The sequence below is a fragment of the Pantoea sp. JV6 genome (assembly GCF_025910055.1).
GTDB classification, from domain to species: Bacteria; Pseudomonadota; Gammaproteobacteria; order Enterobacterales; family Enterobacteriaceae; genus Pantoea; species Pantoea agglomerans.
In genome coordinates this window covers 216735-233233 of the sequence record NZ_JAPCIM010000022.1, presented here as the reverse complement: position 1 = coordinate 233233, position 16499 = coordinate 216735, and the positions used below count along the sequence as shown (strand labels likewise).

14 protein-coding genes are annotated in these 16499 nt (G+C 56.9%); 3 read left to right on the top strand and 11 right to left on the bottom strand.

Going from position 1 to position 16499, the window contains the following annotated elements; genetic code table 11:
- Positions 1-229: 229 nt before the first annotated feature.
- The 8 genes from OK412_RS20925 to OK412_RS20890 form a co-directional block, all read right to left on the bottom strand.
- Entirely contained in the window at positions 230-1027 is a 798-nt protein-coding gene (locus OK412_RS20925) for a TatD family hydrolase (RefSeq protein WP_167423738.1), read from the bottom strand.
- Positions 1024-2076, bottom strand: a complete 1053-nt coding sequence (locus OK412_RS20920) for a patatin family protein (protein WP_010248962.1) — start codon at positions 2074-2076, stop codon at positions 1024-1026. Before OK412_RS20920 ends, OK412_RS20925 begins: the two co-directional genes overlap by 4 nt.
- A gap of 220 nt (positions 2077-2296) precedes the next feature.
- A complete protein-coding gene (locus tag OK412_RS20915; RefSeq protein ID WP_003848537.1) occupies positions 2297-2458 on the bottom strand; it encodes a DUF1328 domain-containing protein in 162 nt (53 codons plus the stop codon).
- A gap of 112 nt (positions 2459-2570) precedes the next feature.
- Positions 2571-3185, bottom strand: a complete 615-nt coding sequence (osmY, locus tag OK412_RS20910; RefSeq protein WP_010671097.1) for a molecular chaperone OsmY — start codon at positions 3183-3185, stop codon at positions 2571-2573.
- Between the two features lie 258 nt (positions 3186-3443).
- Positions 3444-5030: a peptide chain release factor 3 gene (prfC, locus tag OK412_RS20905; RefSeq protein ID WP_010671098.1), complete on the bottom strand. Its 1587-nt coding sequence runs from the start codon at positions 5028-5030 to the stop codon at positions 3444-3446.
- 293 nt (positions 5031-5323) lie between these two features.
- Positions 5324-6427, bottom strand: coding sequence for a M20 peptidase aminoacylase family protein (locus tag OK412_RS20900; protein ID WP_010248978.1), 1104 nt, complete (start codon positions 6425-6427; stop codon positions 5324-5326).
- 4 nt (positions 6428-6431) lie between these two features.
- Positions 6432-6905, bottom strand: a complete 474-nt coding sequence (locus OK412_RS20895; protein ID WP_010248980.1) for a YjiG family protein — start codon at positions 6903-6905, stop codon at positions 6432-6434.
- Complete coding sequence (locus OK412_RS20890) at positions 6895-7563, bottom strand: nucleoside recognition domain-containing protein (RefSeq protein WP_033758794.1); 669 nt, start codon at positions 7561-7563, stop codon at positions 6895-6897. The genes OK412_RS20895 and OK412_RS20890 overlap by 11 nt, the downstream gene beginning before the upstream one ends.
- 489 nt (positions 7564-8052) lie before the next feature.
- Here OK412_RS20890 and ftnA point away from each other — a divergent pair, with 489 nt between their 5' ends.
- Entirely contained in the window at positions 8053-8559 is a 507-nt protein-coding gene (ftnA, locus tag OK412_RS20885) for a non-heme ferritin (protein ID WP_010248984.1), read from the top strand.
- Positions 8560-8619: 60 nt separating this feature from the next.
- Here ftnA and OK412_RS20880 read toward each other — a convergent pair whose 3' ends face one another.
- Both OK412_RS20880 and OK412_RS20875 read right to left on the bottom strand, forming a co-directional pair.
- Complete coding sequence (locus OK412_RS20880) at positions 8620-10983, bottom strand: glycoside hydrolase family 31 protein (RefSeq protein WP_264353509.1); 2364 nt, start codon at positions 10981-10983, stop codon at positions 8620-8622.
- A 10-nt stretch (positions 10984-10993) separates the two neighbouring features.
- On the bottom strand, positions 10994-12304 hold the full coding sequence (locus OK412_RS20875; RefSeq protein ID WP_187507354.1) for an MFS transporter: 1311 nt from the start codon (positions 12302-12304) through the stop codon (positions 10994-10996).
- Between OK412_RS20875 and OK412_RS20870 the strand changes: the two genes are divergently transcribed.
- Entirely contained in the window at positions 12276-12530 is a 255-nt protein-coding gene (locus tag OK412_RS20870; RefSeq protein ID WP_010671102.1) for a hypothetical protein, read from the top strand. The genes OK412_RS20875 and OK412_RS20870 overlap by 29 nt on opposite strands.
- Complete coding sequence (locus OK412_RS20865; RefSeq protein WP_010248992.1) at positions 12527-13591, top strand: LacI family DNA-binding transcriptional regulator; 1065 nt, start codon at positions 12527-12529, stop codon at positions 13589-13591. Before OK412_RS20870 ends, OK412_RS20865 begins: the two co-directional genes overlap by 4 nt.
- Before the next feature lie 26 nt (positions 13592-13617).
- On the opposite strand, the gene OK412_RS20860 is transcribed toward OK412_RS20865, so the two are convergent.
- Entirely contained in the window at positions 13618-16467 is a 2850-nt protein-coding gene (locus OK412_RS20860) for a bifunctional diguanylate cyclase/phosphodiesterase (protein WP_033772588.1), read from the bottom strand.
- Positions 16468-16499: the final 32 nt, after the last annotated feature.

Genomic DNA, 16499 nt, shown 5'->3' with positions numbered 1-16499 from the left:
GGGTGCAACCCACCGGCTCGCCGGCGGAATGTTATAATAATAACACTCTGATGCGGCCTGATATGTGCCAGGAGTCACATAGGAATAAGAAATTAATGCAACATTGCCACGTTTACTGTGACTAACATTACAGATAACGGTACCTGATGGTCATTATACGCCAGCGGGTGCAATGTTACTATTATCACATTTAAGCGCGAAGGCTGCAGGTCGGGTGAGACGCGGGGGGTCAGTTGCGCAGCGCCGGGAAAGCGGGGTCGAGCTGAAATAGCTGCTGACTGTTGTGCCACAGCGCATCGGCAATCTCCTCAGGTGACTCTTCACGCAGGCTGCAGAGCACCTCCCACACCTGACGCGCCCGCTCCGGACGATTAGGCTGGCCCTGAAAGCCCTGCAGCGGCATATCGGGTGCATCGGTTTCCAGCAGCAGCGAAGAGAGCGGCAGCTGCGCCACGGTCTGACGGGTTTTGCTGGCGCGTTCATAGGTAATGGTCCCGCCGATGCCAATCGCATAACCCAGCTTAATAAAGGCCTGCGCCTGCTGCAGGCTGCCCGCAAAACCATGCACCACGCCACGGCGCGGCAGATCGTAACGACGCAGAATCTGCGCCAGTTTGTCATGAGTGCGGCGCGAATGCAGGATCACCGGCAGCTGATACGCTTTCGCCAGCTTAAGCTGCGCCTCAAGAAAGCGTTGCTGCTTATCAAACTGCGGATCGTCGCGATAGAGATCCAGCCCGATCTCGCCGATCGCCACCAGCTTACGCGGCCGCTGTTGCAGTAAGGTTTCCAGCTGGTCGAGATGGGCCTCCTGATGATTTTCGATGACGATCGGATGCAGGCCCAGCGCGGCATAGAGCGGCGGATGCGCCGAGGCTAACGCGCAGACCCGCTCAAAGCGGCTGGCATCGATCGCCGGAACGATAATCTTTTCCACGCCCGCTTCTGCAGCACGTGCCAGGCTGCCAGAGATATCCCCTTCAAACGGCGGGAAATCGAAGTGGCAGTGCGTATCGATAAACTTCATGCCAGCGATCCTTTGTCGTAATCAGCATCATTATCCGCCAGCGGCGGTGTGATGATGAGGCGGGTATCGGGTGCATTGGCTACCGGTGCAGGCGGCGTTACGATACGCGCCGTGGTCATCGGTTCCGCATCGCTCAGCCACTGGCCCAGCGTGGCGAGGAAATAGCGACCACAACGCCGTCCCAGATGATAATCCTGATTCAGTGAAGCGATGCGGCTCCCCAGCGCACTGCTGGCCAGCGCATGCGGCGGAAAGATTTCGATAATGCGCAAATCATCGGGCGGATTCTCAATGAACTGCTGAATTTCCCGATAGCTCTGCTCATGCTTATTCAGCACGTTGATCATCGGCTGCAGTGCGCCGGTGCTGAGCCAGCGTTCCATCCGCTTAAACCATTTCGGGGTGTAGAACATCTGCGAGGGCACGGTGCGGATCACCACAATGGTATCAGCGCCACGGCGGGCGGCTTCACGCACCGGAATCGCATCGCTGATGCCGCCATCGAGATAGCTGATCCCTTCCAGACTGACCCCCAGCCGGTAAAAACCGGGAATGGCACTGGAGGCTTTGATCAGATCCAGCCAGTTATCGGCGGTCGGGTTGAAGTAGCCGGGCGTGTAGTCGTCACTGCGGCAGGCGCACATATAAAACTCGCGGCCGCTGGAGAACAGCTGCTCCGCGCTGCTCATCGCCAGCGGAAATTCACTGCGGGTAATATCTATCAGCCAGTCGAGGTCGATCAGATTGCCACCACGCACAAAGCGCAGCGGATCAAAAAAGAGTTTACTGGTGGTATAGCGGGTAATCACACGTCGGGCATAGCCGGGCTGACCACAGACAAAGGCAGAAAGATTTTGTGCACCGGCAGAGGTGCCGAGCATCAGCTGAAAGGGGTTGAATCGGGCACGCTGAAATTCATCTAACACGCCTGCGGTGAAAATGCCGCGTTGACCGCCGCCTTCACAAACCAGCGCAATTTTCTGAGATTTAAACGGAGTCAGGGCCAGAGGTTCAATGGCGCCGAGCGTGACAGGAATGCGTATACCCACTGTGCGAACCTCAAAAAGCGGTTCCGGGTCTGCTGGAGGATCGATCCGTTAAAGACGGCAGCATTCCGGAGAACCAGTCATATGTTCCTTTAACCGGCAGGCCAGCTGGGCTGGCTTACCTTGCAGCGATGTGAAGGTGTCCCTCTCTTCACGTCAGTCGCTACAGATGACTGGTCTCCGCTCTATGCTTTGCGTTGCATTACACTGCAGGACTCATCGGCTAAAGCTTTTTACGGCCGGTAAACAGGCTGATGAGGAACAGGATAATACCAACGACGAAGACAACTTTAGCTGCCCATGCTGCTGTGCCCGCTAAACCGCCAAAACCTAACGCTGCAGCGATCAGTGCGATCACCAGAAAAATAATGCCCCAACGAAACATAAGCCTCTCCTTACCCTATTTAAAAATCGAATATTTTAAAATCGATCTGCTTATTTCATCCCCGGATGGGTATCTTTTATTCGTACGGCCACAGAAGTGGCCGTACGCAAGCTTAAGATTTAACCGTCAGGTCATTCTTAACGCTTTTCACGCCTTCAATGGCTTTAGCAATGCTTTCTGCACGATCTGACTGTGCCTGATTAGCAACCTGCCCTGAAAGCTGAACAACGCCGTCGGTGGTCTCAACTTTTACGTTGCGCGACGGAACAATGTCATCCGCTAATAGCTTAGCTTTAATTTCGCTGGTCGTGGCGGTATCGCCCGCATAACCTTTCATTGATGATGCTTTGCTGTCTCTGACGTGTAGTTTGTCGCTGACGGATTTAACACCTTCGATTTTCTGCACCACAGCCACAGCCTTCTCAGCCTGATCCTGTGAGGTGACGAAACCGCTTAAGGTCACGACGCCGCTATGCGTTTTTACCGAGATATCCGTGCTTTTAATTGCGTCATCATCTACCAGCGCCGCTTTGGCTTTGGCGGTGATGCCGCTGTCATCCATATAACCATCGACTTTTTTCATAGAACTATCGATTTTTGAACCCGCGCTGTCGGCTGTCTGTGACGCTTTCTGCGACATTGATTCGTCAGCCAGTGCGCTGCCGCTGATCAGTGCTGAGCCAATCATGGCGGCCATCAGGGTTTTAGCAATCTTAGTCTTGTTCATCGATATCTTCCTTCTATCAGTTAACTCACCCAAAAACTGTGGGCGCAACAGAGGCACAAGTGCCGCTGCGTTACAGGACGTAAGGACAAGAGAAGTCTCTTCCGCCGTCCGATAGAGTAATCATAGACGGCATTTTGCAATTTGCCTGGCTAACTGGTTGATCACACGTCAAAACAGAAGAAAAACGGGGTTTTTAGGAGGAGTCTGGAAGGAGGAAAACAGGGCCACTCCCAGCTGGAATGGCCCGGAAACAGGCGATTAGTGCTCGCGCGTTTTGCGGAAACGGACGTCGGGGTAACGTTCCTGCGTAATATTAAGATTAACCATGGTTGGCGCAATATAAGTCAAATTATTGCCGCCATCGAGTGCCAGGTTAACTTCGTTTTTGCGCTGGAAGTCCTCAAACTTTTTCGCGTCGCTGCATTCAACCCAGCGCGCCGTAGAAACGTTGATCGCTTCGTAGATCGCTTCGACGTTATATTCGCTTTTCAGACGGGCAACCACCACATCGAACTGCAGCACCCCGACCGCACCCACGATCAGATCGTTGTTATGCACCGGACGGAACACCTGTACCGCACCCTCTTCCGACAGCTGAACCAGCCCTTTCAGCAGCTGTTTCTGCTTCAGCGGATCGCGCAGACGAATACGGCGGAACAGCTCTGGCGCGAAGTTCGGAATACCGGTGAACTTCATGTTTTCACCCTGAGTAAAGGTGTCGCCAATCTGAATGGTGCCGTGGTTATGCAGGCCGATGATATCGCCAGGATAAGCCTCTTCAACGTGCGAACGGTCGCCCGCCATAAAGGTCAGGGCGTCGGAGATCACCACATCTTTGCCGGTGCGCACCTGACGCAGCTTCATCCCTTTTTCATATTTACCGGACACCACACGCATAAAGGCCACGCGGTCGCGGTGTTTCGGGTCCATGTTGGCCTGGATCTTAAACACGAAACCGGTGAACTTCTCTTCTTTCGCTTCTACCGTGCGGGTGTCGGTGTCACGCGGCATCGGACGCGGTGCCCATGCCACCAGGCCATCCAGCATATGGTCAACGCCAAAGTTACCCAGCGCGGTGCCGAAGAAGACCGGCGACAGTTTGCCGCTCAGGAAGGCTTCCTGCTCAAACTCGTGCGATGCGCCCTGTACCAGCTCCAGCTCTTCACGCAGCTGTGCCGCCAGATCGTCACCGACTGCGGTGTCGAGGTCCGGGTTGTTCAGCCCCTTCACGATGCGGACATCCTGAATGGTGTGGCCTTTACCGGTCTGGTAGAGATAGGTCTCATCTTTGTAGAGGTGATAAACCCCTTTGAACAGCTTGCCGCAGCCGATAGGCCAGGTGATCGGTGCGCAGGCAATTTTCAGCTCGCTTTCCACCTCATCCAGCACTTCCATCGGGTCGCGGATGTCACGGTCAAGTTTGTTCATAAAGGTCAGGATCGGCGTATCGCGCAGACGGGTAACTTCCATCAGCTTGCGGGTACGATCCTCGACGCCTTTAGCGGCATCAATCACCATCAGACAGCAGTCAACCGCGGTCAGCGTACGGTAGGTATCTTCCGAGAAATCTTCGTGGCCCGGGGTATCCAGCAGGTTCACCAGGCTATCGCGATAGGGGAACTGCATCACCGAGGTGGTAATGGAGATACCACGCTGTTTCTCCATCTCCATCCAGTCCGACTTAGCGTGCTGGTTAGAGCCACGGCCTTTTACCGTACCGGCGGTCTGGATAGCCTGTCCGAACAGCAACACTTTTTCGGTAATGGTGGTTTTACCGGCATCCGGGTGCGAAATGATCGCGAAGGTGCGGCGGCGTGCCACCTCTTCTAAAAAGGGATTAGACATGGAATTCTTCTCAATAGGCAGCGCAACTTACTGGCGCTGCTGATAAATCACGGTGGCCGGCAGAACCTTACCGGCGGGTAAACGGTGCCAAAAACGATCTTTCATCGTTGGCGGGTCAGCGCGAAGTTACATTGGCGTGAATTCCGGTTACCTGGTCAGCTTTAAGGCGGCATAGCATACAATATTTTGCGCGCGCGGCCTACAGGGAGAGGGGCAGGATTTCAGGGGCGGGGAATCGGGGAAAGGTGGATGCCGCAACAAAGCGGGACGGGTCTGCACCCGCCCCGCCTCCGTTATCCCAGCACCTTTCTGACGCAGGCTTTGAAGATCTGCACACCAATCTCCAGCGAGTCGAGATCAAAATGCATGTCGGGATGATGCAATCCGGGCGTCAGGTTGGTGCCCAGCCCCCAGAAGCCCGCTTTTACACCCGGACGCTTCACCGGATAGTAGAAAAAGTCCTCGCTGCCCGGCGTGGTCCGGGTTGACAGCGCGCCCTCTTCGCCCAGCACCTCGACGATCGCGGCGCGGATCACCGCCGTCGCCTCATCATCAATCTCGGCGGCGGGCATCTCTTTTAATACGCGGACCTCGGCGCTGGCACCCAGGGCCGCCACGCTGTGAGTAATGGCGCGCGTGACCTGCTCTTTCAGCAGCGTCATCGGCCCGTTCTCCTGCGAACGCAGATCCCAGACTACGCGGGCTTCATCCGGCACCGAGTTGGTGACACCGGCGTCGCACAGGAAGCGGGTCGCTTTGACGCTCCAGGTCAGGCCGGGCGAGAGGTGGATGGCGTTGACCGCCTGAACCGCCTGTACGGCAGCATCCAGCGCATTCACCCCCAGGTGCGGACGCGCCGCATGGGCGGGCTGGCCTTTGATGGTCGCTTCCAGCGTGCTGCAGGCTGAGTAGAGCACCGCAGGCACCGCCTGGCCGACCACGCACTCCTCCAGCGGACGCAGATGGAACCCCAGAATCATCTCCACATCATCCAGTGCGCCACCTTCGATCATTGAGAGCGCACCGGCGCCCAGCTCCTCGGCGGGCTGGAACAGGATCTTCAGCCGGCCACGTTTCACCGCGCCCTCCTGCAGCAGAGCCGTCGCCGCCGTCAGCACGACCGAAGAGTGACCGTCGTGACCGCAGGTGTGGCGCGCACACGGCACGCCATCAATGATGTGCCCCAGCGCATCCATATCCGCGCGCAGCGCCAGCACCGGACCCGGCACACCGCTGTCGATCTCGGCCACAATGCCCGTGGTGTTATTGATATTGCGCGTCACCTTCAGGCCCGCTTTCTCCAGCTGATCGGCGATGTAGGCCGAGGTTTTCACCTCCTGAAAACCCAGCTCCGGAATTTCGTGTAAATAGTGGTAATGCTCTAATACCTCAGACACAGCGTTACTCCTGAATAAACAGACGCATAACAGACATTGCGATCAGCGCGTTGATGATGCTCACCAGCATCAGCAGCGGCCAGTATTTTTTTGGCACATCGGCCACGCCCAGCAGCCGTCCCATATATTGCAGCTGCGATCCCATCAGGAAAATCGCCGGGGCCAGAATCGTGATATCCGCGCCGGTCAGCAGCCCTTTGGTCAGCAGACTCACCGCTACGCCGGTGCCCGCCGACGACGAGAGCCAGGCGGTGAGCAGCACCGTAATTGCCTCACCCGGCAGGCCGAACAGCCCCATCACTGGCGCAAAAACGTGCCCGAGAAACTGCATGATGCCGAGCAGATTGAGCACTTCTGCCAGCACATAGGCCATCACCACATTTGGCATCAGGTTGTGAATGGCGATGTGAAAGCCTTTACGCGCGCCGGTCACAAACACATCAAAGGGATTACTGCTGGTCGTGATTTTATTTTCCATCGGCGAAATCCTTTTTATAAACACTGTTTAACACAGCGCGCGTTATCGCCGCACCGACAAATTTCAGCACGAACATTAATAACAGCGGAATAATAATCGGCAGCGTCATTGAGGCGAATAGCGCGGAGCCGATGGCGAAATAATTATTGATTAAGCCGGCACCGGAATATTGCCAGGCACTCATCACCACCACCTCTTTTTTACCGATCTGATTCTGGTCGGCCATCTCTTTGGTTAATGCCGCGCCCGCGTCGGTACTTTGCAGGTCGGTGATTAACGCCAGACCGCAATGGCCCGGCAGCCCCATCAGCGGCTTAAGCAGCGGCGTCAGCAACCGATGCGCCGCGCGAATCGCGCCGTAGTGGGTGAAGATTTCCAGCACGCCCAGCGCCAGCATCACCGTGGGCGTCAGCGACAGCGCAAACAGGAAACCCGCTTTGGCACTGAGTCCGCCTGCGCCAAGAAAGGTGTTGCTGGCGGGATCTTTCATGGTGCCAAAGCTGCCGCCCAGCGTGGTGAAGTCAAAGGCGCCCAGCCATGAAAGACCCTCGACGTTATAAAACAGCCCTGAGAAAAACAGGATGGCAAAAATTAACGCGACATAACTGCCTTTGGTCGCCGTCATTTTTACCGGACTAATAACACTTTCATCTGACATTATTTTCTCCTGATAACCTGGCTTGCAGCCTGTTCCCTGCCATGGCAAGTTTCAATATATGGAACTGAGTTCTAAGCATGATTTATGCCAGAGCCGATTGGCGCGCGATGATTAATGCCCCTGCTGTCACCTCTGGGCGTTTAATCCACGCCATGCCTGTTATGGCTCTGCGAAATATCTTTTTCTGACGGCAACGTGATATTTCCGGCGCGTTATCAGATGACCGCTATTTCTCCAGCTTCAGCGGCGATTGCACCAGCAGGATAGCGACCGGGCGCACTATCATGGTGCTGAAATCCTGATTTTGTTGCCCGATAAGGAGTGATGCAGAATGAGAATCGCTCGTATTCAATTTGTGAAATAATTCTATTTAAATCAATCAGATAAATTAGCTGTTTTTGCGGAAAAGCCTTCGCTTTACTAACATATTTGATGCATAATTCACCGACTATACCTGTTTATTTAACATCTTCTTAAAAGGACTCGGCCATGCTGACTGCTGAAATGACTGGGCGTTTAAACGACCAGCTGAACCTGGAATTTTTCTCTGCCAATCTTTATCTGCAAATGAGCGCCTGGTGCAGCGACAAAGGCTTTGAGGGTGCCGCTTCCTTCCTGAAGATGCATTCACGCGAAGAGATGCAGCATATGCAGCGTCTGTTTGATTACCTGAGCGATACCGGCGGCATGCCGGTGCTGGGTACCATCGCTGCGCCGCCAGTCTCTTTCACCTCGCTGAATGAAATTCTGCAGCAGGCGCTGGAGCATGAGCAGCTGATCACCAGCAAAATCAATGAACTGGCCCATGCCGCCATGACCTCACAGGATTACTCTACCTTCAACTTCCTGCAGTGGTATGTTGCCGAGCAGCATGAAGAAGAGAAACTGTTCAAAACCGTGCTGGATAAACTGGCGCTGGTCAGCAACAGCGGCAACGGTCTGTTCCTGGTCGATAAAGATCTGGGTCGCATGAGCACCGAGAACCACGCAGAATAATGTTTATCGGCCCCTTTTCGGGGCCGATCTTATTGCCGTCTTGCTGACACCACTGCACCGCTATTCCAGCCGGTAACTCGCGGCTTTCACGCCATTCACCCACAGTTCACGGCTTTCACCCGCAGGCAGTAACAGCGCGATCTCCCGCCAGGCTGGCTGGTAATCTCCACGTTTTTCCACCGTCAGATCGATACGCGTGGCGCTGCTGCAGAGCGTCCAGCGAAGCCATAGCGCATTACCCTGCTGCCAGCCGTGGCTCTCGCCATCGTCATCAAACATTTCGCCTTGAGTCTGCACGCCTTCGGGGGCAGGCCATAGCTGCCATTGCCGCACCGTGTCGCGCCGCGCATCGGTGGTGCTTTCGCACTCGCCCAGCGGGATCACCGCACCGGCCCTTACCAGCAGCGGCAACCGATCCAGCGGCGCATCCAGCGTGATAGTCTCACCGCCCGCAAATGCCTTGCCGCTGTGCCAGTCATACCAGCCGCCGCCGTTACGGGGCAGATAGACTTCACGACTGCGCGCCCCCTGCTCTACTACGCTGGCGACCAGCAGATCGCGCCCCAGCATAAAGTCATCACACTCCTGATAGGTCAGCGGATCCTGCTCGTGATCGAGGAAGGTCGGGCGCAGCATCGGCTCATCTTCCACGCTGGCCTGCCACGCCAGGTTATAGAGGTAGGGCATCAGGCGATAGCGCAGCCGGATCGCCTCGCGGATCATCGGTGTGACTTCCGGGTACATCCAGGGCTCGTTTACCGTGTGATCGTCATTCCAGGAGTGGATAGTAAAGCGCGGGTGCATAACGCCATTCTGAACCCAGCGCACAAACAGCTCGGCATCCGGCTTATCGCCCGAGAAGCCGCCGACATCGTGCCCGACGTTAAATAGCCCGGAGAGGCTCATCCCCAGTCCCATGCGGATGTTGTAGCGCAGGGTTTGCCAGCTGGTGCGGTTATCGCCGCTCCAGGTCTGTACATAGCGCTGCATCCCGGCGCAGCCGGAACGGGAGATCAGATAAGGGCGTTTGTCCGGTGCAAACTGCTGCTGGGCTTCCATTGAGGCGCGCATCATCAGCAACGGCATTACCGGCCGGATATGCTTGATGGCGATCGGCTGACCAAAACCGTGACAGCGCGCTTCGCCATCCCACACCTCATATTCGTTGTTGTCATTCCAGGTGGAATCGATGCCCTTTTCCAGCAGCTGCCGGGTGACATTCTCCTGCCACCAGCGCACCGCCTGCGGATGAGTGAAGTCGAGGTGCGATCCTTCATCGTCCCAGAAAACCGACCGCTCAGGACGATCCTGCTCAGAGTCACGAATAAACAGCCCCTGCGCAGCCACTTCCTGATAGCGCGGATGATCCTGCAGCAGGCAGGGCTTGATGTTGGCCGCCAGCTTCATTCCGGCAGTATGAAACGCGTCGCTAAGCGCATTGGGATTCGGGACTTTGTCATAGTTCCAGTTGAAAACGTAGCGCTTGTTGTTAATCGAGGTGTAACCCGAAGAGAGCTGGAACGAGTCGCAGGGAATTTCATGCTCGCGACACAGACGGATAAAGGATTGCAGCTGCTGCTGCGCGTCGGGCGCGTCGGTGTAGTGCATGGTGGACCCGCTGTAGCCCAGGCTCCACTTCGGCTGAAACAGGGTGCGACCGGTCAGACGCACAAAGGCTTTGGTGACGTCGAGCAGCGTCGGGCCCAGCATCATGTAGTAATCAAGATCGCCCGCTTCGGCGCGGTAACGGCGATAAGGGAGATGGTAGTTATCCAGCTCATTCCCCAGATCGAGCCAGCTGCTGCTCAGGTTGTCATAGAACAGGCCAAAACTGACGCCATCGCGCTGCGTCAGGGTAAACGGAATATGTTTATAGAGCGGATCGGTGCTGGCGGCGTTGTAGCCCATGGCGTCCAGATTACGCATCTCAAAACGGCGGTTAACGCGGTTCAGGTCGCCGCTCTTCTCGCCCAGGCCATAAACCCGATCCTGCGGCTGGCGACGCTGATAGTGCTCGACTCCATCACCGTGTGCATTGAGCAGATAGGCACCGGTGTGACGGTCGGCGGCCAGCGGCTGCCAGCTCTCACCATCAAACTGCTCCCAGCTCAGGCAGAGCGGCTGATGCACCGTGACACGCAGCCGTTGCGTGCTGATGCACAACTGCTGCGCATCGTGTTCAACCTTAAATGCCGGCAGCGTAAAGCCATCCAGCGCCTCACGATCCCGCCCCTGCCAGGGCACGTCGCTGACAGGCGCAATGCTCCAGGTGCGGTTCAGCGCCAGCTCACCGTCGCGCTTCAGCAGCACGCGCATCAGCTTATCCTCCAGCACGTAAAGCCGCAGGAAGTGACGATCTTCGACCTTGAGTTCAACAAAGTGATCGGCCTGCTGATGCAGCGTCCAGTTCTTCAGGGTTTTCATCGCGATATCCTTATGGGTTAGCAGGGCGCTGGCGGCGTTCGGCGACCAGCATCACCAGGAAAACGGCACCAATCAGGTCAAAGAAGCCCATCGCCACAAACAGCGGATTGAAGCCGATGGTATCGGCGGTGACACCGATAATCAGCGAGAAGATAAAGCTGGCGATCCAGGCGCAGGAGCCGCGCATGCCGTTGACCGTGGCCATCTGGCGGCGATCAAAACGCTCCACCACCAGCGCGCTCAGCATGCAGGAGATCACCTGATGGCCGAAGCCACCGACGGAGATCAGGGCGATCGCCAGCCAGGGATCTTTTACCAGCGTCATCAGCGCCAGGGAGACCATTAGCAGTGCGCCGGTCACCGAACTGGCGACAATCGAATTGACGCGGGTGAGACCAAACCAGCGCACATAGATTTTGGTCAGATAGCCGCTGGCAACGCTGCCGAGGTCGGCAGCCAGAAACGGCAGCCAGGCGAACATCACGATCTGCTTGAGATCCATGCCGCGCTCATTGGCCAGATAGAGCGGCACCCAGAAGCTCAGTACCGCCCAGGCGGGTTCGGCCAGAAAAGCCGGGATGGCGATGCCGTAGAATTTCTTCTCTTTACCAATCAATTTCAGCGCGGTGAAGAACGGCAGTTTTTCCCCGATCGCTTCGTTGTCCTGATTAATAAAGGCCCGCTCCTCATCAGAGAGACGAGGATGGCTCTCAGGCGAGTGATAGCCCCACCACCAGAGTGCAACCCACAGCAGGCCCAGCCCGCCGGTCAGCAGAAAGGCGCCCTGCCAGCCAAACGTTATGTGCGCGACATAGATAATCGGTGGCGCCAGCATGGCACCAATCGAAAAGCCGACGCCCGCCCAGCCCGCCGCGACCGGACGCTCCTTTTTCGGAAACCAGTCACCGATCGCTTTGGCGTTCGCGGGCGTTGCCGCCGCCTCAGAGGCGCCCATGACAAAGCGCAGCAATGCCAGATGCAGCCAGCTTCCCGCACCGGCGTGCAGCAGACAGGTCACCGACCAGATCAGCGCACAGATCAGGAAGCCCATCTTCAGTCCGATCACATCGATCAGCCAGCCGCAGATTGGCTGAAACAGGGTATAGGCCAGCTGAAACGCCGCCACCACCCAGGAGTACTGTTCGGTCGTCATGTGCAGACTGTTTTTAAGTTCCGGTGCCAGAATGCCGAGCGAGTTGCGGGTGATGTAGTTGACGGTTACACCCAGCAGGAACATTCCCAGCATCCACCAGCGTAAATTTTTAATCACGCGCACCGTGCGGGATGCACTGATGGGTTTGGTTGTTGATTCGAGGCTCATTGTGCCACTCCTGATTGCCATTGATGACGCACACCGCCTGCTGGCGTACCGCGTGTCCTGTAACGAACTTAGAAAAGTGCGAAACGTGGGTACAGACACTTTTTTGCAACGCTTTTCATGGCAGGCTGAATCCCGGCAGAAAATGGCACTGAAACGCTTATCTGACGCGATTCAGCAGGTTATGAAAAATTTTTCATCAGCAGATTTGAAGGCGATCACAGAATGAAACAAAGGCTGAAAGTAAGCGAAATTGCGGCACTCAGCGGCGTCTCCATCAGTACGGTGTCGCGGGTGCTGGCGGGTAAAGCCAATACCCGGCCCGCCACCCGTGACAAAGTGCTGGCCGTAGCGCAGCAGCAGGGCGTGCTTAACAATCTGCACAGTGGTCGCCTGCTGCTGAATAACCTGATGGTCTTTGCCCCGCCGCGCGCCTTTGATGTACGCAGTGACATCTTCTACTACAAAGTGATTCAGGGGATCAGCCAGGCGGTGGAGCCGCATGAGGTGCGGCTGCGCTACTGCCCGCTGGAGGAGGTGGAAAGTGATGCGGCGCTGTTTATCGATAAGATGCAGCAGACCGAAGCGGCACTGCTGATCGGCATTGATGATGAGCATATTCATCAGCTGGCGGCGGAGATGAACAAACCCTGCGTGCTGATTAACGCCCGCGATCGCCGAATGCGTCTGCCTTCAGTCTCGCCCCATCATCAGCTGATTGGTGAATTCTCAGCGCGCTATCTGTTTGAGCAGGGACACCGGCAGATCCTGTCGCTGCATTGCTTACGCCGCTACACCATGGAGCAGCGATTGCAGGGGGTGCGCGACGCCTGGCATGCCATGAACCTGCGGTTTGACAGCCGCCAGCATCTGCTGACCCTGAACAGCTTCAGCAGCAATGAAGCGGCGGAACGGCTGAGTGAATATCTGCGCCACTGCCCTGATGCGCTGCGCCCGACCGCGATTCTCGCCAGCGGTGATTACATTGCGGCAGGCGCCGTCACTGCGCTGGAGCAGGCCGGTCTGCGGGTGCCGCAGGATATTTCGGTGATGAGTATGGATGGCTTTAATCTGGCCGCTATCCACGATATTCCGCTGACCTCGGTGCAGGTGCCGCGTGATGAGCTGGGCGCAGCGGCAGTGAGAATGTTGCAGGAGATGCGACTGAATCCAGGCACACCCACCGGCAGCCTGCTGCTGAATGGCAGGCTGGTGGTGCGCGAGTCGGTGCGGCGCATTCGCGATAATCTCAGCCATGCGCCGGTCCAGCAGCATGGCCTCTATGATTAACACGGTATGGATTAACCCGGCGCGGATTAACCCAGCGTTTTCAGCCGCAGTTCCGACGGCTGAGGCCGTCCGAACAGGAAGCCCTGGAACAGGGTACAGCCCTCATCGCGCAGCTTAGCGAACTGCTCATCGCTCTCCACCCCTTCGGCAGTAATCTGGATATCCAGACTGCGACTCATGCCGGTGATGGCGCGGATAATCGCCAGCGCCTCGCGGCTGTCACCCATATCATTGATAAAGGATTTGTCGATTTTGATTTTGTCGAACGGGAAAGATCGCAGATAGCTCAGCGACGAATAGCCGGTGCCGAAATCATCCAGCGCAATCTGCACGCCCAGCGCCTTGAGATTTTGCAGGGTACGGATATTACCCAGCGAATCATCCAGCAGCACCGATTCGGTGATCTCAACCTCCAGCCGTGCCGGATCGAGACCCGACTCTTTCAGCGCGCCTTCCACCACCGGCACCAGCGAGCTGTTTTTAAACTGCAGCGGTGAGAGGTTGACCGAGACCGACTGCTCCCCTTCCCAGCTCGCCGCTTCGCGACAGGCTTCGTAGAGTGCAAACGCCCCCAGCATATGAATCAGGCCGGTCTCTTCAGCGATCGGGATGAAGTCGTTGGGCATGATCAGCCCACGAACCGGATGATGCCAGCGCATCAGCGCCTCATAGCCAATGATGGTACGGTTATCACCGTTGGTGATGGGCTGATAGTAGAGCCGCAGATGCCCGCCGCTAATCGCATCGCGCAGATCGTTTTCAATCAGGCGTCGACTGCGTGCCACATCGTCCATCTCCAGCGTGAAATGCTCATAGCGGTTGCGGCCGTTGCGTTTGGCTTCATACAGCGCCATGTCCGCACAGCGCAGCAGCTGCTCCGGCGTATTGGTGATGGTGGTGCTGAGCGCAATCCCCACGCTGAGCCCGACCGACAGATTATGGCCTTCAACGTTGACCGGCGGGCGAATCGCCTCAATCAGGCGCTGCGCCACAATGCTCGCCTCTTCATTACTGGCCACCGAAGGCAGCACGATGGCGAACTCATCGCCTCCGATACGCGCCAGAGTATCCTGGTCACGCAGCGCGTTACGCAGACGCTTAGCCACACTGCGCAGCAACTCGTCGCCAATCTGGTGGCCCAGCGCATCGTTCACATTTTTAAAGTTATCGAGATCAAGGCAGAGCGCGGCGGTCTGGCGCTGTATCTGACCGGCAGTGCGCAAAGCTTCACTCAGACGCTGGCGGAACAGAATGCGGTTCGGCAGGCTGGTGAGGTTGTCGTGGTGCGCCATATGGTGAATACGGGCATCAGCAGCGCGCTGGTCAGTGACATCTTCCACCAGCAGCATCAGGTAGTTACGTCGCGCATCCTGACCGTTAATCGCGGTGGCGCGGGTATGCAGAATGCGTTCGCCGCTGGCGGTCATCAGCAACTGCTCACGTTCATGCATGCCCTCACTGCGCAGCGCAACATCCGCCAGATTATTAAAGTAATCGCTGAGTTCGGGCGACATGCATTCGTGCGGGCGCTTGTTGACGATCAGCGATTTCGACAGGCCAAACAGCTGCTGAGTGCGGTCGTTAACCAGCAGGATCTCGCGGGTGATCGCATCTTCCACAATCACGCAGGAGGGAATGTTGGCGATGATATTATCCAGGAATTTAGAGAGCGCGGTTTTCTGGGTGCTCTGGGCTTCAGCCAGATCCCGGGCGCGCAGCACCTGCTGCTCCTGCTCACGGCGTTCCGTGCGGTCGCGGGTGATCTTAGCGAAGCCGACCAGCTTACCGTCATCATCGTGGATTGCGTCGATGACCACATGCGCCCAGAAGGCGCTGCCATCTTTGCGGTAGCGCCAGCCCTCATCTTCAAAACGGCCGGTCTTAAGCGCGATACCGAGATTCGCTTCCGGGATGCGGTTCAGCCGCTCCTGGGAACTGTAAAACAGCGAGAAGTGCTGACCCACCACTTCATCCGCTTTGTACCCTTTGGCACGCTGCGCACCGGCATTCCAGTTCACCACCACGCCGTCGACATCGAGCATATAGATGGCGTAATCGGTGACCCCTTCTACCAGCAGACGGAAACGCTGCTCCTGCTCCCGTTGCTGGCTGCGGACGCGCTGCTGTTCGGTGCAGTCGCGGGTGATTTTAGCGTAGCCCAGCAGCTTACCCTGATCGTCGCGGATCGTGTCGATCACCACATGCGCCCAGAAGGCGCTGCCATCTTTGCGGTAGCGCCAGCCCTCATCTTCAAAGCGGCCGGTGCGATAAGCGGTTTGCAGGTTCTGCTCCGGGACACGGTTCAGGCGATCCTGGGCGCTGTAGAAGCGGGAAAAATGCTGGCCGACAATCTCTTCCGCCACATAGCCTTTGGCGCGCTGTGCCCCGGCATTCCAGTTCACCACGTTGCCGTCATGATCGAGCATATAGATAGCGTAATCGGTAACGCCCTCCACCAGCAGGCGGAAGCGCATCTCCTGCTCCCGCTCTTTGCGCTGCTGCTCCTGCTGCTGAGTGCAGTCGCGGGTAATACAGGCGTATCCCACCAGCAGACCGGCGTCATTGCGTATCGGGTCGATCGTCTCGTGTGCCCAGAAAGCACTGCCATCTTTGCGATAGCGCCAGCCTTCGCTTTCATGGTGTCCGGCAGTCGCAGCCATATCCAGCCCACGCTGCGGCAGGCCCCGGCGGCGATCTTCTTCGCTATACAACAGGGCAAAGCTGCAGCCAATCATTTCGTCTGGCGTATAGCCTATCGTGCGCTGAGCACCCTGATTCCAGCTGCCGATGATACCGTCAGGTTTTAGCATAGTGATGGCGTAATCATTCACGCTTTGTACCAGCATGCGATAGATGACCTCAGAGTTATTATCCATTGTGATTAGCCTGCTGCTCTGTAGCCGGATGA